At 42.7% G+C, this 18,858-nt stretch carries 18 protein-coding genes; 4 read left to right on the forward strand and 14 right to left on the reverse strand.

The window, feature by feature from the left end:
* Positions 1-18 precede the first annotated feature (18 nt).
* Together N0824_RS05720 and N0824_RS05725 are read right to left on the reverse strand one after the other, a co-directional pair.
* Positions 19-1,209 (reverse strand): GNAT family N-acetyltransferase, encoded by a 1,191-nt coding sequence (locus N0824_RS05720; protein WP_108936037.1) that lies wholly within the window; start codon positions 1,207-1,209, stop codon positions 19-21.
* Between the two features lie 36 nt (positions 1,210-1,245).
* Positions 1,246-1,926 (reverse strand): RibD family protein, encoded by a 681-nt coding sequence (locus tag N0824_RS05725; RefSeq protein ID WP_108936038.1) that lies wholly within the window; start codon positions 1,924-1,926, stop codon positions 1,246-1,248.
* Between the two features lie 91 nt (positions 1,927-2,017).
* Here N0824_RS05725 and N0824_RS05730 point away from each other — a divergent pair, with 91 nt between their 5' ends.
* On the forward strand, positions 2,018-3,943 hold the full coding sequence (locus tag N0824_RS05730) for an ATP-binding protein (protein WP_108936039.1): 1,926 nt from the start codon (positions 2,018-2,020) through the stop codon (positions 3,941-3,943).
* A gap of 41 nt (positions 3,944-3,984) precedes the next feature.
* Here N0824_RS05730 and pheA read toward each other — a convergent pair whose 3' ends face one another.
* The 3 genes from pheA to N0824_RS21545 form a co-directional block, all read right to left on the reverse strand.
* The gene (pheA, locus tag N0824_RS05735; protein ID WP_108936040.1) at positions 3,985-4,839 is read right to left on the reverse strand and encodes a prephenate dehydratase; all 855 of its coding nucleotides are present in this window, start codon (positions 4,837-4,839) and stop codon (positions 3,985-3,987) included.
* Positions 4,840-4,953: 114 nt separating this feature from the next.
* Positions 4,954-5,520 carry a hypothetical protein gene (locus N0824_RS21540; RefSeq protein WP_306438737.1) on the reverse strand — a complete coding sequence of 189 codons (567 nt, stop codon included), beginning with the start codon at positions 5,518-5,520 and terminating at the stop codon, positions 4,954-4,956.
* Positions 5,521-5,623: 103 nt separating this feature from the next.
* The gene (locus N0824_RS21545; protein ID WP_255420511.1) at positions 5,624-5,986 is read right to left on the reverse strand and encodes a hypothetical protein; all 363 of its coding nucleotides are present in this window, start codon (positions 5,984-5,986) and stop codon (positions 5,624-5,626) included.
* An 18-nt stretch (positions 5,987-6,004) separates the two neighbouring features.
* Between N0824_RS21545 and N0824_RS05750 the strand changes: the two genes are divergently transcribed.
* A complete protein-coding gene (locus N0824_RS05750) occupies positions 6,005-6,493 on the forward strand; it encodes a universal stress protein (RefSeq protein ID WP_108936041.1) in 489 nt (162 codons plus the stop codon).
* Between the two features lie 9 nt (positions 6,494-6,502).
* Here N0824_RS05750 and lepB read toward each other — a convergent pair whose 3' ends face one another.
* The 9 genes from lepB to N0824_RS05800 form a co-directional block, all read right to left on the reverse strand.
* A complete protein-coding gene (lepB, locus tag N0824_RS05755; RefSeq protein ID WP_108936042.1) occupies positions 6,503-7,078 on the reverse strand; it encodes a signal peptidase I in 576 nt (191 codons plus the stop codon).
* The gene (mazG, locus tag N0824_RS05760) at positions 7,078-7,911 is read right to left on the reverse strand and encodes a nucleoside triphosphate pyrophosphohydrolase (protein WP_108936043.1); all 834 of its coding nucleotides are present in this window, start codon (positions 7,909-7,911) and stop codon (positions 7,078-7,080) included. Before mazG ends, lepB begins: the two co-directional genes overlap by 1 nt.
* Before the next feature lie 491 nt (positions 7,912-8,402).
* Positions 8,403-8,774 carry a hypothetical protein gene (locus N0824_RS05765; protein ID WP_108936044.1) on the reverse strand — a complete coding sequence of 124 codons (372 nt, stop codon included), beginning with the start codon at positions 8,772-8,774 and terminating at the stop codon, positions 8,403-8,405.
* A gap of 694 nt (positions 8,775-9,468) precedes the next feature.
* Entirely contained in the window at positions 9,469-9,870 is a 402-nt protein-coding gene (locus N0824_RS05775; RefSeq protein ID WP_108936046.1) for a phosphomannose isomerase type II C-terminal cupin domain, read from the reverse strand.
* A gap of 125 nt (positions 9,871-9,995) precedes the next feature.
* Positions 9,996-10,292: an Asp-tRNA(Asn)/Glu-tRNA(Gln) amidotransferase subunit GatC gene (gatC, locus tag N0824_RS05780; RefSeq protein WP_108936047.1), complete on the reverse strand. Its 297-nt coding sequence runs from the start codon at positions 10,290-10,292 to the stop codon at positions 9,996-9,998.
* Between the two features lie 161 nt (positions 10,293-10,453).
* Positions 10,454-10,975 carry a photosystem I assembly protein Ycf3 gene (locus N0824_RS05785; RefSeq protein ID WP_002803355.1) on the reverse strand — a complete coding sequence of 174 codons (522 nt, stop codon included), beginning with the start codon at positions 10,973-10,975 and terminating at the stop codon, positions 10,454-10,456.
* Positions 10,976-11,230: 255 nt separating this feature from the next.
* A complete protein-coding gene (locus N0824_RS05790; protein WP_108936048.1) occupies positions 11,231-11,902 on the reverse strand; it encodes a discoidin domain-containing protein in 672 nt (223 codons plus the stop codon).
* A 397-nt stretch (positions 11,903-12,299) separates the two neighbouring features.
* Entirely contained in the window at positions 12,300-13,466 is a 1,167-nt protein-coding gene (locus N0824_RS05795) for a hypothetical protein (RefSeq protein ID WP_108936049.1), read from the reverse strand.
* A gap of 282 nt (positions 13,467-13,748) precedes the next feature.
* Positions 13,749-14,690 carry a glycosyltransferase family 2 protein gene (locus N0824_RS05800; RefSeq protein WP_108936050.1) on the reverse strand — a complete coding sequence of 314 codons (942 nt, stop codon included), beginning with the start codon at positions 14,688-14,690 and terminating at the stop codon, positions 13,749-13,751.
* Between the two features lie 810 nt (positions 14,691-15,500).
* Between N0824_RS05800 and glmM the strand changes: the two genes are divergently transcribed.
* Positions 15,501-16,940, forward strand: coding sequence for a phosphoglucosamine mutase (glmM, locus tag N0824_RS05815; RefSeq protein ID WP_108936053.1), 1,440 nt, complete (start codon positions 15,501-15,503; stop codon positions 16,938-16,940).
* A 57-nt stretch (positions 16,941-16,997) separates the two neighbouring features.
* Positions 16,998-18,725 carry a hormogonium polysaccharide biosynthesis protein HpsL gene (gene hpsL, locus N0824_RS05820; protein ID WP_108936054.1) on the forward strand — a complete coding sequence of 576 codons (1,728 nt, stop codon included), beginning with the start codon at positions 16,998-17,000 and terminating at the stop codon, positions 18,723-18,725.
* The last annotated feature ends 133 nt before the right edge of the window (positions 18,726-18,858 follow it).

The raw sequence follows: 18,858 nt of genomic DNA on the forward strand, positions 1-18,858 counted from the left end.
GTACAAACCCTATCTAAATTACTCATTGAACTCAATTTCTCTCTTAGAAAAGGGTAAATCTTGATTGATTGCATCAATTTCTTCCTGTTCCATTTGATTAATTTCTTGGATATAATTACGGAGAATTTGAGTCATTTTGCCATGATAAAAACGGTGTAAACTGTGATTAGCAGTGGCGGGAAAACCCCGTCTTTTTTTGTGTTGTCCTCCCGCTCCAGGGTCAAACATGGTAATACCTTGACTAATTGCCCAATCGATCGGTTGATAGTAACAAGCTTCAAAATGTAAACAGTCGTACTCTTGAAAACTGCCCCAGTAACGACCATAAAGATTAGTATCTTTGCGAATACAAAAAGATAAACCCACCGGTTTAGTATCCTTTTCATTCTGGTAGGCAGTAATCAAAACCACTCGCTGACGATAATTCGGATATAATTGTTCAAAAAATTTCTGTGTCAGATATTTACTTCCCCAGTAAAATTTATCACAGGTACTGCTATAAAACCGATAAATTAACGGGAATAAATGATGGGGAATTTCTTCGGCGGCCAGAGTTTTAATAATTAACCCCGCATTAGTCACCGCTTTCCGTTCCCGTTTAATGTTGCGCCGTTGATTAGCATTAAAAACCGTCAGGTAATCTTCAAAATTGTGAAAACCTTTGTTATTCCAGATATAACTATGGTGTAACCAGGGAGTAAAGCCAAAATTTTCCATTAAAATTCGCCATTGGGTATCCACAAAAAGAAAATGACAACCCGACAGATGATTTTGATCACAAAAATGATCAATCGCCCCTATCATTAAAGCAGTAATTTCCAGTTCATTTTCCCCCGGAGCAATTAAAAAACGATAACCCACCGCCGGAGTAAAAGGAGTCATTCCTAACAGTTTCGGATAGTATCTAATCCCTAAACGGTGGGAAAGATCTGCCCATTGGTGGTCAAAGACAAATTCACCGTAACTATGACTTTTAATATACAAAGGAGCGGCGGCAATTAACTCAGTACCGCGCCAAACTGTGAGATGAGCAGGTTGCCACCCGGTGCGTCCCGTGGCGCTGCCGGAAGTTTCGATATTATGTAACCATTCCCACTCTAGAAAGGGAGTAGTTAGGGGTTGAGCGAGAGCATCCCATTTTTGTTGGGGAATCTCACTCATTTTATCAATCCAAGCCACAGAATATTGAGGTTTAAGCTGTTCTACCATGGGACAAGATAAGTCAACCTTTTTATTTAAGGTAATCTAGTTTTGAGATTTGTGGGACTCCCGTTCAAGGGAATAATGTAGGAAAATTTCTGCTTCCACGGTTTCCACGCTCAAAAGTTGTAATTTTCTGGCAGAATCAGCCATAAATCCAGTGCCTCCCAGGGGAGTTGCCGCTTTATTGCCTCCTAACAGCAAAGGACAAATGGTTAGATGGATTTCATCGATTAAATCTTCAGCTAAAAGAGAGGCAATTAATTCACCTCCTCCCAGAATCGCCAGTTTTTTGATACCTAGGACGGTAAATTGACTAAAAATAGCCTTCCAATCACCGCAGACTAAGACAAGCTCAAATAAACCCCGATTTTCCCATGCTGCCACTTTTTCCGCTGCCGTGATTAACCAGCGTGGGAAAGGCTGCTGAAAAAATTTCATCTGGGGATCAAGCTGGCCTGAATGAGAACAAACGATCTGTATCGGCTGCGGGGATAATCCCCGTTGTTGACGGTATGCGAGAAAATCGGGATGACGGATAGGAAGACTGGTGTGATAAGCACGCAGGGTGTTAGCACCGAATAAAGCGGCATCCATGGACGATAAATGTTGTTCTAGACGCATTTTATCGGTAGCAGAGGCAAATCTGGCCGCTGACTGGTAGGCGTCGGCAATTTTACCATCGGCACTCATGGCTAAAATAACGGTGGTGTGAGGATGATTCATGGCAAATGATGAGGGATATCACCTGGTCTGATTGGTGAATAGGCTAGTATAGTCTGGAGTTTGATAGCAAGAATCAAACCAATTTCTGCCTATGTCTATCGGTCAATCCTCCTTTCGTCGTATTCTTCTCTCTCGCTTACTCCTGGTTAGTGTACCTGTACTACTAATGGGGGTTTATGTTACCTATCGTAAGGCGCGATCGGCTTTTTTGGAAACAGCCCGTCAAAATCTTACCGAAAGTGCCGTCAGAAAGGCAGATAATATTGATCAATCAATTCAATTTTTGCAGGCTAATCTTATCACTGCTGGCGAAAGTCTGGTTTTAAAACAGGGAACCTTAGCCGAAAAAGAAGCTTTTTTACAACAATTCACGGCGCAGCTTCCTAATCAGATTAACTGTGTGGGATTAATTGATATTAAAACCAAGAAACCTTTATTAAATCGAGCCTGTGAACCAGAAGTTATCAAAGTTTTGCCTCTAGAAAGATGGACAGAAAAACGGACTGGCTTTGCTGGTAATATCGAAAATATTTTAGTGAGAAGTTTACCCAAGCAATTTCTCACTAAATCTCCCAATAATAATCGTCAATTAGAATTAGTTTTTGCCGTTCCCATCTACGATCATCAAGGACAATTACAATCTAGTCTGATTCTGCAAACTTCTCTACTTTACAGTGAGAAGGTTTTACCCGGTTCTTTATCGGGTTATCCCGTGGTTATTTCTGAAAATGGCATTATTCTCGCTCATCCCTATTTTGATCGCATTGGTAGCCATATCAGTGAAGAAGCTGATGCTGAACGTCTCAATCTGATCATCAATAATGCTGTTAGAGGTCAACAGAGATTTCTCCATTTATTTTCTTTCGAGAAAGATGGCAAAGAATTAGTCGCTGGCTATAGTTCCCTCCCCAGTCCAGTTACGAGAGAATCATCCCAAAAATGGATAGTTTTAGCCATTAGTCCCCTCTCCCAAGCTCTCGCTCCTCTACAACAAATTTGGGAGGCAATTTTTTATCTAATTTCTGGTTTATTATTAGCTTATTTAGTAGTTATTGTACTTATTGCTAGGGATTTAGCTATACCTTTAGAAAAACTGCGAGATTATGCCTTAAATATTCAGAAAATTCCTTCCCAAAAGATTACACTACAAAACTTTAATATTCGAGAAATTAATCAGTTAGCCTCGGCCCTAGAGGAAATGCTCGAAAGGTTACGTCTTTGGGGAGAGGAAATAGTTAAGAGTCGGCAAGAAGCGGAAAATGCTAATCAATTAAAAAACCAATTTTTGGCGAATACTTCCCACGAATTACGCACCCCTCTTAATGGTATTATTGGCTCAATTCGTTGCGTTATGGATGGATTTTGTAGTAGTGAGCAGGAGGAAAAAGAATATCTGCAACAAGCGGATAATGCGGCCGTACATCTTTTGGAAATTATTGATGATATTCTCAGTATTGCTAAAATAGAAGCGGGCAAACTTTCCGTTAATCCTGAACCAGTAGATTTACACCAAATTATCAATGAAGTTATTAATTTACAAACAGCATCGCTGCAACTTAAGTGCTTAAAATTAAATTTACTTTTCTGTCCAGAAAATCTGATAGTTTATGCTGATACCACTAAATTAAAACAGGTAATTTTGAATGTTATTTCTAACTCAATTAAATTTACTGATAGAGGCACAATTTCTTTAATAACTCACTTAGAACATCCACAGGCTATTATGACTATAATCGATACAGGAATCGGTATAGACCCCCAGCAGCAATCAAAATTATTCCGTCCTTTTGTGATGATTGATGGTTCCACAACTAGAAAATTTAGCGGTACGGGTTTAGGATTGGCTATTTCTAAGAATTTGATGAAAATGATGGGGGGAGATATTACTATCTCTAGTCAAGGTCAAGGTTTAGGAACAACCGTGGAAATTATTCTTCCTCTAGTTGCAGAAAAAAAGCTTGATTCTACCCCAGAGGAAAACTTATCTTTGCCGATTCTTCCCTCTCTTAAAAGTTAAAATATCTCTATTTAACTCCTGTAATTTCTGGGGAATTTAGTTTATAATTCCTCTAAAATTTCTACAGGTAAATTAACCACCTTATAAGCACCAAAAACCTCGATCGCATCGGTATAATTGGTTAATTCTTCTAAAGTTGCCGCGATTAAATGCTGTTGATCTGGATTAATTTCTAGATCGATAAAAAATATGTATTCACCTAAAGATCGTTTCGTTGGTCGCGATTCGATCCGAGATAAATTAAGCTGACGTTTGGCAAAAACTTCTAAGGGTTTGACTAAAGCACCCGGTTGATCTAAAACTTGAAAAGCGAGGGACATTCGTTCACCTTGGGGATGGGAAGTTAAAGCCATTACCCAAAAACGGGTACAATTATCGGGATAATCATTAATTGGTTGTATTAATATTGGTACATTATAGAGTTTGGCAGCCCGGGGAGAAGCAATAGCAGCCGAATTAGTCTCTCGATCGAGAATTTGAATCGCTTCTGTGGTAGAATTTGTGGGAATAATCGGCACGGTAGGTAAATTATTTTCTAGCCATTTTTGACATTGGGCTAAAGCTTGGGGATGGGAATAAACAGTTTTAATTTCTGTTAGCGATTGTCTGGGAGATAGAAGTGCATGGGAAATCGGTAAAACTAATTCTTGTTGAATCTTTAACCCGGGTAATTGCCATAAAGCATCAAGAGTCATTACCACACTTCCCTCGGTGGAATTTTCCACCGGGACTACTGCTAAATCGGCCTGATTTTGGACAACCGATCGCAAGGCCAAGGCAATGCTAGGATAGGGTATTAATTGATGAGGCTGGGGTGGTAAACTGTTAGCATATGCTAAAGCGGCTGTTTCTGAATAGGTTCCCACCGGCCCCAGATAAGCGATCTTTACAGTCATTTAGATTATCCCCGCAAGCAATTTTTTCTAGCTATTACAGCCTTTCTCATCCACATCAAGTATAACCTAATTTGGTATTGACTCCTATCCCCTATCCGATGAATTCTGTTATCATCATCTCAAGTCAGCTTCACTTTGTTTGATGGTCAATTGACTGATTTTTTGGCGAGTTTCCTCGATGGTTAACCCTTGGGCTAAATCTCCCAATTCTTTGAGCAGATCATTAGTCAAGGAAAGAGATATTTGGCTATCCTGGCCCGATAAATAGACAACTTTGGCTAATTCGGCCAGTTTAACTTTTTTGCTGGTGCGATTTTGGTAACTGACCGAAAACCCGTTAATCTCCGCAGCTTCTTGCTTAATCATTGCCGACTTTAAACGTTCCTTGAGATGTTCCATCTCTGTATCTAAAATCTTCCATTGCTGGTAAATTTCCCAATAACGATTAGTTAATCTTTCCAGATTCTCACCCGCAGGATCGGGAGTAATTAAATGGGAAAGCTGCAAAAGACGATGATGGATTTGGGCTGTATATACGGGGTCTTTTTGTGCATATTCTAGCTGGGCCGCAGTTAAAGGTCTTTTGCCCCAATTACCCCCCTGTTCACTTTTATCAATAGCGGGAAAATGACAAAGACATTCGACCACGGTTTTCAGTTGATAATTGGGTAAGGGAGCAATATATAGCGTTTTTCAGTCTGCTGAGGTACAAAAGTTATGGGTTTTAGGCAAAAGGCAAGAGGCAAAAGGCAAAGGGGAAGAAAAACAGGTGTACCTTACTAGCTTAGGAAACGCTATAGCAGGGAACCTTTTGAGCTAACTCTAGGGTACAGGTAATTTTTTTAACTTTGCTTTTACCGCCCAAAAATTTACAATCATAACTAGCATTGTGAAAAACCTTTTCTATCCGGTCAACCAGCATGATTTTAGTGATAAAATAGTTAGTAAGATCGGGTCGATCGAGAACATCCAAAATTGTCACCCGCTCACCCGTTAAGTCCGTGGAATCGGCAAGAATTTGAATCAGAGACAAACGGGGAGTCTTGCTATCGTAATCGGCCACTTCCGTATCTAACCAAAGAATGGGAAAATGAGAAAAGTGATCGATCGCATTCCTAATAGCGTCGGATTCCGTTAAATAAGGCATGGTTGCAGAGGTGGAAAAATGTATCAAAAAATCTTGATAGCAATAGATTTATCAGAGATGGGGGAGAGTGTTTTTAAGGAGGCTGTATCCTTAGCCAGTAAGTACGAAGCTAACCTTCTACTACTGCACGTCCTTTCCCCTGAAGAAGATTATAGCCCTTTACCGATTCCGCCCAATTTAGCCGATATTTACCCCGCCCAGGGTAATGATCTCACTCTCGATTTTTGGCGGCAACAATGGGAAGAATTCGAGCAGAAAGGGGTAGAAATGTTGCAAAAAAGAGCTAATCAGGCGGGAGAAATGGGTGTAAAGGGAGAATACCGGCAAATTTACGGTCATGCCGCCAAAACTATCTGTAAAGTGGCGCGAGAGGAAAATATTGATTTAATTGTCATCGGTCGGCGTGGGCGATCGGGTCTAGGAGAGTTATTCTTAGGTAGTGTGAGTAATTATGTTCTCCATCATGCCCCCTGTTCCGTCTTAATTGTTCAACATCCTCAGGACTAAAAATTCCGGTTAGCTATTCCCCCCTAAAATCCCCAAACGATTAAAAGGAAAAAAGCGAAAAACCGCCCTACCAATCACGTTATTTTTCGGTAAAAACCCCCAGATATGGGAGTCATTGCTGTTATTGCGATTATCTCCCATGACAAATAAATTATTTTCCGGCACGAGCAAAGGCATTAAATTATATTGAGGCGGTTCGAGAATATAATCCTCTGCCAAGGGTTGATTATTCAGGTAAATTTTGCCCTCCTTGACAGCAATCACATCCCCTGCGGTGGCAATCACTCTTTTAATAAAAGCTTGGTCCTTTTGATATCCCTGTAATTGTAATTGTGCCGGCGGTTCAAAGACGACGATATCCCCCCGTCGAGGAGGATGGAAATCGTAGGAAAGTTTTTCCACCACTAAGCGATCGCCCTGTTCTAAAGTGGGTAACATAGAATCAGAGGGGATAAAACGAGGTTCAGCCACAAAAGTGCGAATCAGTAGGGCTAAAACTAAAGCTATAGCGATAATTTGCAGATTTTCTCGAATAGAAGCCCAAAAACTCTTAGATTTGTCCTTATTAATTTCTTGCTCTTGCATTATTGCCAGGATGATGGTTGGTTTAACTTAGCTTTCGCTTGCTGCCAAAAAACTGTTAATTCCTCTAGTGTATAGTCATGGAGAGGCTTTTCTGCCACAGATTCCACTAGGGAAAAACGTTGAATAAAACGCAGATTAGTCTCTTGTAAAGCGATACTGGGGTCTAAATCATACCAGCGAGCAAGATTGACAATAGTAAAGAGTAAATCGCCTAATTCTGCCTGTTGATGCTCTTTATCGCCCGATTCTAGGGACTCTTGCCATTCTGCCAACTCTTCGCCGAATTTTTCCCAGACTCCTGCGATATTTTCCCATTCAAAACCGACTCGTGCCGCTTGCCGAGAAATTTTCATCGCCCCCATCAAGGGTGGTAAAGTTTGGGCATAACGGGTTAATTTGCCGCTAATAGTCGGGTCATTTTTTTCCTCAGCTTTGATTTTCTCCCAATTTTGACGCACCTGTTCGGGATTTTCTAGGGATAGCTCCCCAAAAACGTGGGGATGACGACGAATTAATTTATCGGTGATGCCTCTAGCCACTTCTTCTAGGCTAAAATTACCCTCATCACTGGCAATTTGGGCTTGTAAAACCACCTGTAGCAGTAAATCGCCTAATTCCTCGGCAATGGCAGTTTTATCACCGCTTTTAATCGCCGCTACCACCTCATAAGCTTCTTCGATAACGTAGGGAATCAGGGTTTCCGGGGTTTGCGCTAAATCCCAAGGACAGCCGCTTTCTGGGTCTCGTAAACGGGCAACAACGCTGATTAAATGGTTTAATGCCGCTAAGATGGCCTTGTAACTGGGATTGTCGGTTTCTGGAAGGCTAGACATCGATTTTTTCCGGTTTTCTCGCCCATTATACCGGTTAGTTATCAGTGATCAGTGATCAGTGATCAGATGTGAGTTTTCAGTTAACTGATTACTGTTTAAGTAGTCTTGCAAAATAAATTTCCTAGTACAATTATTTGTAGGATGGGTTAGCGGTAGCGTAACCCATGCGGGCGTTGGGTTTCATGCTTCAACCCAACCTACGTTCTAATTTTGCTTAGGTACTTATCAACCACAGCAAAAAAGCTCTCATCTCCCTATCTTCTAATATTCAGTTACGGCCTTTCTCATAATAGATGAAGTTTAACCTAATTTGAGCGAAGACCGACTCCCCATTATTTAGATAACTGCTTTAGCTCAATAACGATGAAAAAACCCGGTTTTACCGGGTTGCACTAGCTTGGAGTGTGTATAGTCAACCGATAAAACAGTTGAAAACTTAAATAAATCTAAATAGAAAAAAGGTAAGCAATTCCGCTGTAAGAAAATCAGATTTAATGAATCATCCCGCAAGTTAGGGGACAAGAAGCATAAACAGCTTGATGAGAGGTTTTTACCTCACCGTGTAACCAGTGCAGCCAGCTAACTTCATGGGGATGAACACCTTTTGCTGCTAATAAAGCGGCACTAATTAGGATAGCCAAAATATTGATACCAATAATCATTCCCGCCACTAAAAGCACGGAACTAATCGGTAAAACTGACTGTAAGATAATCGCCGACAATGCTCCCACTGTCATCATTAATACTACTAAAGGAAATCCCACTACTAATAAACAGACAGTGAGGACGAAACTCCAGAGAAGAAAGCTTTTTAGCATTGCTAAAGAAACGTAGCCCCAGTTATTTCTTGCGGTTAATTGCATCTTCCTGACCTCTTACAAACTTGGTGGTCTAACTTTTCTGCACGTCGGCTCAAAGTTGATGAAGACCAGTATAGGAAAAACACCGAAGAAAATGAGCTATTCGCAATATAAATTTACAATCATCGCCGATCATCTATGTTATACGTATCGAACTATTACAAGAATCGGCGAGAGGTATCGAAAACTTTACAATCGGTTTCTGTTGATCCCCAATCCAATTTCCTGCTGAAATCCTTGATCCCCGTCGATAATCTTTTCTTGTTTCCCTGTCCTCAGATTTTTCCTCGTTTCCTTGTAACAAATCTTTACAAGTACCTCTATAATTCTCAGAAAATAGGTGGACGACAGTAACCAGTAATCAGTAACCAGCAATCAGTAAACTGAAAACTCGCATTTGTCACAGAATTGACATCTGGCTGTTATAGTCCTGACAAATGAGAGTTATATGCTAAAGTTAATCCAGCAAAGGAATAAATTATTTCCCCTAGCCCAGCTTTCCTCAAGCTTCCCACACAGGGTCTAGGGGAAGTTTATTTTTCTGCCATGGAGGAAAACCGCTACCCGGCCCGAAAAGGAAATTTTTCTAGAAATTGACAAGCCTTGACAGCAGGGAAGACAGTCAGGCAGAATAACCTAAAAAGGTTTTTGGGGCGAAAATATAGTTTCTTGCCTTTCTGTCTCCCTAAACAGGGTCTTAGCTCTGATGACGAGCATAATCATCCTGAAAACGCACTATATCATCCTCTCCTAAATATTCCCCATTCTGCACTTCAATTAATACCAATTTGATTACCCCGGGGTTTTCCAGACGGTGAGTGGTACACTGCGGCACATAGGTGGACTGATTAGCACCGAGAATTTCCTCGTTATCTCCACAGGTGACTTTTGCCGTCCCCGAAACCACAATCCAGTGTTCACTGCGATGGTAGTGCATCTGTAAACTGAGACGATGACCCGGATTCACTTCAATTCGCTTGATTTTATAACCAGGACCCTCTTCTAGGGTGGTGAAGGAACCCCAGGGCCTAAATTCTGTTGATGCCGATTCTACGCTCGAAATAAGCTGAAATGGTGCCAGATCTTGGGATGCGATCATTATATTATGTCTCCTTGCTAGGTCTGATCTTAGTCCAAGATAGCAGCAAAAACCCTAGATGACATCTAAATCAGTGATCGGTCATCAGTGAACTGAAAACTCACATCCGATCACTGATCACTGATTTAGTCTTCGTCGCTGTTGAGAATACGGGGAACCCTGAAATAATCCCCTTCCGAGGCCGGCGATTCCTGCACTAAGACCTCGTGATCGCGATAAAGTCTATTACTATCGGTGCGAGTAATATTTTGCATTTCGATCGCTCGCGTGGTGGGTGGCACATTTTCCGTGTCTAATTCGCTTAACTGCTCGAAATAATCCAGTATCCCGCTTAATTGCCCCGCAAATTGTTCTTCTTCGCTGCTATTAATCTCTAAACGGGCTAAATGGGCGATTTTTTCAACTGTAGCTCGATCGATCATGGGAGAAATGGGGAATTATGAATGATGAATGATCAATTGGGGAGTGGGGGAGTGGAAATTATGAATTATAAATTATGAATTATGAATTGGGGAGAATAAATACAACCAATTTCCTGACTCCTAACTCCTGACTCCTGACTCCTGAATCCTGACTCCTCAATTTAGAAGAAAACATCAATTTCCGATCGCCCAGTGATTTTCAGCCAGTTTTGGGCTTCAATGTAGTTATTGGGGGCCAATCGGATGGCTTGTTTCCAGTATTCTGCCGCTTTGTCGTAGAGTGCTTCTGCTTCGGCCTGTCGGCCGTCTTCCCTGGCTTTTTCCCCTTGAAAATGGTAAATAACGGCGATATTATTCAGAGCGGAGGGCATTCTGGGATTAAGTTGGATAGCTTCTTCGTAGTATTCCAAAGCCTTTTCATGCTCGCCGTTACTAGCGTGGATAATGCCAATATTGTAGAGGATATAACTGCGATCATTAGGATCCTCTTCTAATGTTAAAGCTTCATAGTAATTATCGAGGGCTTCGGCGTATTCACCATCAGCTTGGGCAGACATCCCATCACGATAATAAACAAAGGCTTCCTTGGCTTTTTTATTGGCGGGGAGTATCTTTAAAATGATATCCGCCATGACGGTAAAAGATTTATCAATAAAATTATCGTTACGTTGAGTGCGTGGCATAGTTAGGACGATTAGGCAATCGAGATGACTATCTACCTTTATAGCACTCGCAAGCAACCCTAGGGCTGTTTTTCTAGTTTTTCCGGCTCGGGTTTTGATTTAGTGGGTCTTTGTCACCTCGGGACTCCTCCTGTTCTGACGGTCATTGATGCAACTTGACCGAAGATTCCGAGTAAGTAGGTTGGTTCTTGGCAAAGAAACCCAAGAAATACAATCCTAGGGTGTTATCGTGTAACCCAACCTACCATCCGAAAATTAAATTCTTTTTCTCAAACCAACACCCGCTAAACCCAAGGCTAACAGGGCAAGCGAAGCAGAAGGTTCGGGGATTGCCTTAAATTGAACCTCATTGATGGCAACACGATTGGCACCACCATAGCTGCTGGTGATATTGAATCTAACATGAGTCGCTTGGACTTTCTTAAAATCGACTAATTGTGCAGCTGCACCTCCTTGGGTGAAGGCACCAGTCCAAGCACCAGCGACACCGTTGAAGGAGATCGGATTTAAAGCAAAGAAATTCGTTCCATCAGTGGAGTATTCAAACGTCACGTTTTTAACCCCAGAACTTGACTGAATGCCAGTTGCATTCCAGAAACTAAATCCAGCCAGTTCACGGGTACCATTGAGATTAAAAGTAATCCCGATAGGATAAGATGGACCGAGAACCGACCGCCAAGAATTACCAGCAGCCGTGGTGGCGTGATTTCCCGTCAGACTTGGTATGTTACTGGGCAACCCTCTCCCGTTGACAATATCGTTTATGTTGTAACCGCCCGCAGTATTTGTGGTGGTACCGGTCAAACTCGAGACGGTGACACCAGGAATGCGATAGGGCAATGATGCCGCTTCGGCGTTTTGTGCCACGCCCAACATTAGGCCGAAGGTGGCTGTGGATAAAGCGAGGGACGCATTAGCGAGTTTCATCATGAAATCTCCTTAAGTTAAAGTTAAGTGGATACAGAGCATCCTCCCCAATCATATTTGTTTTTTTTTCTAATGTCTACTACTTTTGATACAGATTTTTTTTACTGTCTTATGGTAAGCAAATGGGGAGACAAGGAAAAGTAGCCTCTATGGTTGAGCCGATGATATAGGGGAAATCCCCCGATCCCCCCAATGGCTGGCACTTTTTGATTGACAAAAAGTCTAAAAGTCTTATCCAACAAGGTTTTTAGATTTATTCAGCAACCCCTAATTTAGATGGTCAACAGCTGATATTCTAAGTTTTATCTCTGAAAACAGCAAAAAAATCAGAAAGTCAGAAGCCAGAAATCGGGTGGGGAAGAAATTCTGTCTTCTGCCTTCATAGCGGGCAATCTGCCTACTGATGAGATTCTGGCGTTGTGGTTTTGGTATTGTCCCAATCCGAGAACAAATCATCGCTAAATAGATCATCAAGGGGCAGTTCTTCCTCAGAAGGTGGGGATTCTAGATCGCCGATTTCTTCATTCTCCCACATACTGAAGAAATCAAGTTCTTCTTGGTCAATCGGAACAGAAGCAACATTTTTGCCGTTAGATTCAACTTTAGGGGTTTCTGCGGCAAAAGGATCGAATAATTCGGGTATATCGCTGTCAGCAGTATCGGCAAATAAGTCATCTAGAGAATTTGGGGCAGCAGCGAATTTTTCTGAGTCGGTGGCTAATAAATCAGAGAAACCCGTGTCATTGCCAACGGTTTCTTGACTGTATATCTGATCGTAATTACCCGATAATTCTTCCAGGCTACTGATCGTTCTAGTTTCTTCCTCTTGGCCAAACATCTCCATCTCAGGAGTGAATTCCGCCGCCGAATCTAGATTTTCTTCAGTGATCAAATCATCAAAGGGATTGATGTCTTCGACACTGGGGCTATCGGGAAAATCATCCCAGGGTTCAACAATTTGAGTGGGTTGATCATCTTCTTGAATGGAAAGTTCCGCCACTAATGCTTGGGGGGCGTTTTGTAGTTCTAAAAGTTGGCTTTGATAACCCTGTTCTAGTTGTTGAATTTGCGACTGATAGCCATTTTCTAATTCTAGAATCTGCACCTGTTGACTTTGACGCAGGGCTTCCATTTCTGCTTGCTTCCCGTCGATAATCTCGCGAATTTGACTTTGATAGCTTTGGCGCAATTCCTCGATTTTAGTTTCGTATTCCTGTTCAAGTTCCTGAATTTGGGTTTTATAGGCAACTTCCATGGCTTGAACTGGATTTGCGCTGGCTGCCTCTTGTAAACGTCTTTGGCTGTCTTCTAACTCTTTTTGTAATTTAGCCACTTCTTCTCTATAGGTGGCTTCGATATTGGCAATCCGCTCTTCGGAGGGTTCGAGTCGTTTTAACTGTCCTTGGGTGTCTTTTAACTCTGCTTCGGTTTCACCTAAAGCGGCCTGAATTTTCTCATATTTTTGCAGTGCTTCCCTGATTTTTCCCTCTTGGAGGGCATATAAAGCTCCACCCCCGATCGCACCTCCACCGACAAAACCGATTAAAATATCGACAATATTCATTATGGGATTCCTCCTCTAGGAAAATTTACTTCTAATATGCCCAATCTCAGACGATAATCCACAAGGGGCAAATGTGGTTAGTATTTTCCGCCGCCCTCGCTGCCGATTGCTTTTGATTGTGGAGGCAATTATCAGAAAAAGAAAGAAAATATTCAGTTTTTCTGGGCAAATGTTGCCCTTTAGGGCAGTTATCTCGATGGTGAGGTACAAAGTCTCTGGTTTTAGGGAGTCGGTTGTCGATGCTAAATCCTGTCACACCGCATCGGTGTTCGCCAAGACATTTCACTGAGGCTGCATTTCCCGATAAGCTTGATAAACGCCGCGCACGTTGTACCAATTGAGAAAAATGCGGGCAATTTCTAGGGCTAATTGCGGTTTACCTCGATCGATCAACCATTGTAACAGCGGGGAGAGGCTGCGTTCATTCAGGGTTCCCCCCAGGGAAAGTAAACCCCACAACAGTCGATGAATCCAAGTCATTTGAATCATCATCCGCACTTCCCAGGTGGGATGTTTTTGATAGAAAAGCACTCCCATTCGTCCCCGTTGAATTTCCTTATCGATGAGATTGGGAATTTGGGCGAGATTAAAGGGGGGATGCCAATGATAACCGACAGCTTCAGGACATTTGATTAATTTTAGTCCTAATTGCTTCAATCTCACTCCTAATTCCAAGTCTTCCCAACCGTAGAGTTGAAACTGGGTGTCGAATAATCCCGCTGCTAATAACCATTTTTTGGCGATCGCCACGTTGCCCGTGGCAAAATAGGCGGCGGAGAAATCGGTGATTTTATAGGGTTCACTGGTGGGATGCTCGAAGTTACAGGTATTAATGACGCTGCCGTAGGTAAATAAGCGATCGCTGCCGAGACTTGCTGCCCCGGCGGTTAAAGCGTCGGCGTGGGCTTGCAAAAAATTTTCTGTCACTACCAGATCGCTATCGATAAAAATAATTGTATCACCACGAGCTTTTTCTACCCCCAGATTCCTAGCTATTGCAGGTCCGCCGTGATCCTGTGGCCACAGTTGCAGATGGGGTAAATTAGCCTTTTGACTTTCTAGCCAAGCGATCGTCCCATCGGTAGAGCCATCATCGACAAGGACTATTTCGTAGTTTTCCACCTTATTATCGGTTAAACGCTGATTTTCTAGGGCGATTAAACATTTTTTTAAGATTGCTTGGCGATTGTAGGTGGGGATGACAACACTGATCAGCACGGGCATTCGGGGGTCAAGATTACCGTTTCAGCTTACCAAATAACCTCGGTTCCTTGCTTAGACCTCCGGCAAAAATCAACAATCTTTATGCAGGAGGCAGGATTCAGGATTCAGGAGACAGGATTCAGGAGACAGGATTCAGGAGACAGGATTCAGGAGACAGGATTCAGGAGACAGGATTCAGGAGACAGGAGATTATTTTTATTTATTCTCCCCATTTCCCTACACCCCACACCCCACACCCCACACCCCACACCCCACACCCTACACCCCACTTCCCCATCACCCCACACCCCAATTCATAATTCATAATTTATAATTCCCACACCCTACACCCTAAACCCCAATTCATAATTCATAATTTATAGCAATTCCCATAGTTGTGAGGTACAGAGTCTTAGGTTTTGAGGAGTCAGGAGTCAGGAGTCAGGATTCGGGATTCAGGATTCAGGAGTCAGGATTCGGGATTCAGGAGTTAAGATTTTGGTGTACCTCATGAGATTGGGAAACGCTATAATTAAGCGACTACTAACTGTTTTAAGGTTAGCGATTAGTTTGGTCCATGATTGTAATTATAGCGTTTCCTGTTCGCAAGAGATACATTATCGATGGTGAAAAGCTTAATTAGCAAAGGTTAAACTGTGCCACACAGGTGTGAGAACCGCTATATAATTTCCACACCCTACACCCCACACCCATCTCCCCAGACTGTCAGGAACCCTGGGAGGAGGATTAAGGTCAACTGGGAACATTGATTTTAAAAAATCGGTGATAATGTTATCCTCTGAATGTGTTGTGTGAGGAAAGAAATCGGCCATGGTAACTTCTCTATCTTATCAAAATGGGCAAAAAGCTCGATCGCATCCCCTGTTATCCTTAGGGGGTTTGATCGAATTACCGTCATCACCCCTGTTTGGCACGGACGGAATTCGCGGCCAAGTGGGAGAATTATTAACTGCCCCCCTAGCGCTACAAATCGGATTTTGGGCGGGACAGGTATTAAAAAATCAAGCTGGTGTCACCAAACCGGTAATTATCGGTCAAGATTCGCGTAATTCCAGTGATATGTTAGCCAATGCTATCACTGCGGGTTTAACTTGGGCGGGAATAGAGGTCTGGCAACTGGGATTATGTCCCACTCCCTGCGTCGCCTATTTAACCAGAGAAAGCGAGGCGATGGGGGGGATCATGATTTCTGCCAGTCATAATCCTCCTGAAGATAACGGCATTAAATTTTTTGACAGCAGCGGTTTAAAATTATCTGGCAGTTTAGCGGCACAGATAGAAGCGGGTTTAAGGGGCAATTTAGAATTAGCAGATAAACCGGTAAATTGGGGAAAAGCGACTTTTTGTCCCGAATTAATCCAAAAATATTATCAAGCTGTGATTGATTCCGTCGGGACGGATATTAACCTATCGGGATTAAAAATAGTTTTAGATCTAGCTTGGGGGGCAGCCGTTAACCTAGCACCTTTAGTATTCCAAGCCTTGGGGGCGGAAGTTATCTGCCTACACGATCGAGCCGATGGCGATCGCATTAACGTTAATTGTGGTTCTACCCATTTAGAAAGCTTACAGGCGGCGGTGATTAATCAGCAAGCGGATTTAGGGTTTGCCTTCGATGGCGATGCCGATCGAGTCTTGGCCGTGGATAGTCAGGGTAGAGTAGTAGATGGCGATTATATCCTCTATTTTTGGGGTCGTTCCCTCTTAGAAGCAGGACAGCTACCCGATGGGTTATTAGTGGCGACGGTGATGGCTAATTTAGGCTTTGAACGCGCTTGGCAAAAACTGGGGGGTCAATTCTTGCGCACTGCCGTGGGCGATCAGCACGTTCAGGCGCAAATGTGGGAAACTGGAGCCATGCTAGGGGGTGAACAATCCGGCCATATTCTCTGCCATCATTACGGAGTTTCCGGGGATGGAATGCAAACCGCCCTACATTTAGCGGCTTTAGTGCAGAAATCGGCGGTTTCCTTGGCTAATTTAGTCGATCATAGCTTTGTCACCTATCCGCAGATTTTACGCAATGTGCGGGTGGAAGATAGAGAAGTGCGACGTAATTGGCAGCAATGTGAACCTTTACGGCGGGAAATCGGCAAAGCTGAGACAGCCATGGCAGAAAAAGGCCGAATTTTGGTGCGAGCTTCCGGGACAGAACCGTTAATTCGGGTGATGGTGGAAGCAGAAACCCTAGAATTAGCCAATTTTTGGACAGAAAGGCTAGTGGAAGCGGTGCGAAGCTATCTTTTGTAGTCGATCGAGGGGGACAGGGATTATAATGCCCTTAGCGTAGCGTAGCAAGGCCTAATTATGACCGGACTAAGTATCGATCGCCAGAAAAAAAAGCATAAACAGGGCCAAACAAAAGCTGATAGTCCCCCGCTTAACATCAAAGAGAAACTTGCCCTCAAAAAAGAAGAAAGGCAAAGGAAACAAAAGTTAACGGGGTTGATTATTTTTGCCATTTGTGCAGCAATTTTGATCGGATTACCCCTCAGCTTATTATTTGATGCCACGATAGGAGCTGCAGTAAGTTTAGCCTTAATTTTAGGAGTTTTCTCCTTTAGCTATCCTCGCACGGCTCTTTGGACATTTATTATCTATGTCCCCTTCACTGGCACTATTATCTATTGGTTGGGAGGTAATGAAATCCTCCAGATCAGTAAAGATATCTTTTATCTACCCGCTTTAATCGCCTTAGTTTTAGAATGTCGAAAAAATCGATTACCGATTATTGTCCCGAAACAATTAGGTACAACCCTATTATTAATCTTTGTTTTCTGCGTAGTCTGTCTATTAGCCGTCAATTTACAGAGACAATTTCTGCCTACTTGTGCATCTGTAGAAGGACTGAGAGTTTTCAGAAACGGCTTTTTAGTTGGGGTTCCCTGTCGGGAAAGTGAGACTTTTCTGCAAGGACTATTAGGATTTAAAGTTTTGCTAGGTTATGTCCCCTTGATCTTCTGCACTTATTACTTAATTAAAGATAAACCCACCCTATTATTTTTTGGTCGTCTTTTGGTGACTTTAGTGATTATTTCTTGTGTCCTAGGACTAATGCAATACTGGATGCTGAAAACCGGTCGTTGTGCAGGAACTAGAGGCTACGTGGCTGATGCACTATTCAAAGCCACCTTAGAGGCAAGGTGTTTGGTCGGTGGGGGATTAGTGTATAGTCCAGAAGTGAATATGATCCGTTTACCCGGTACTTTTGTTTCCCCCTGGCACTGGGCTTGGTTTTTGGTCTCTAGTGCCGTAATTTGTTATGCCAGTGCCTTTAGTGAAATTTCCCAAAAATGGCGACTAGCAGCCCTAGTGGGTTTAACCCTAGTTTTTATTAATGCAGTGGTCTCTGGGCAAAGATTAGCTTTCTTTGCCGTACCGATGATTGTTGGTCTGATAACGATTCTTACGGGACAAATCGCTAACTTAAAACGATTTTTGCCGATCATTTTTGCCACCACTTTACTTCTAGCTATCGGTTTTTCTTTCCTTAACCCCGATTTTGTCCAACAACGCTACGATAGTGCCATCAGCCGTTGGCAAGCCAGTCCCCCCACCGCTTTTATTCAAGAACAGTTGGATTTTGCTATCCGTAATCAGGGCGGTATTTTAGGTCGTGGACTTGGTGTGGCCACAGCTTCTGCTAGGATTTTCGGTGATATTTCCTTTGTGGAAACCTATCACAGTAAAGTTTTATTCGAGTTGGGATACATTGGTTTTACCTTGTACATGATATTCATGACCTATCTAGTTTATCTGGCCTTTCGCACCTATCGTTCCCTCAAAGATACCACCCTGCGAGGTTTCGCTGGTAGTTATTCGGTTCTGCTGGTCTTTGTTGCCTATCTTCCCTATTGGTATGCCCTCGATACGGATCCTGTGGCCGTTTATTACTGGATATTCGCGGGCGTAATTTTTAAATTACCCGTCATCGAAAAACAGGAAAAAGAAGCCAATATTCTGGCGGGGGAAACCGCCACAAAATCCTCCAAAAAGGGCTTAAATTTTAAACGCAAAGGTGTTTCTTTAGCTTGAAATATGGGTGTTGGGTTTTAGGGTGTTAGGGTTTTGGGGTTTTAGGGTTTTAGTGGAAATTCCCCCATTCCCCCATTCCCCCATTCCCCCACCCCCCCATTCCCCCATTCCCCCATTCCCCCACTCCCCCATT

It is taken from the genome of Microcystis sp. 0824 (assembly GCF_003112475.1).
Classification (GTDB): Bacteria; Cyanobacteriota; Cyanobacteriia; order Cyanobacteriales; family Microcystaceae; genus Microcystis; species Microcystis aeruginosa_C.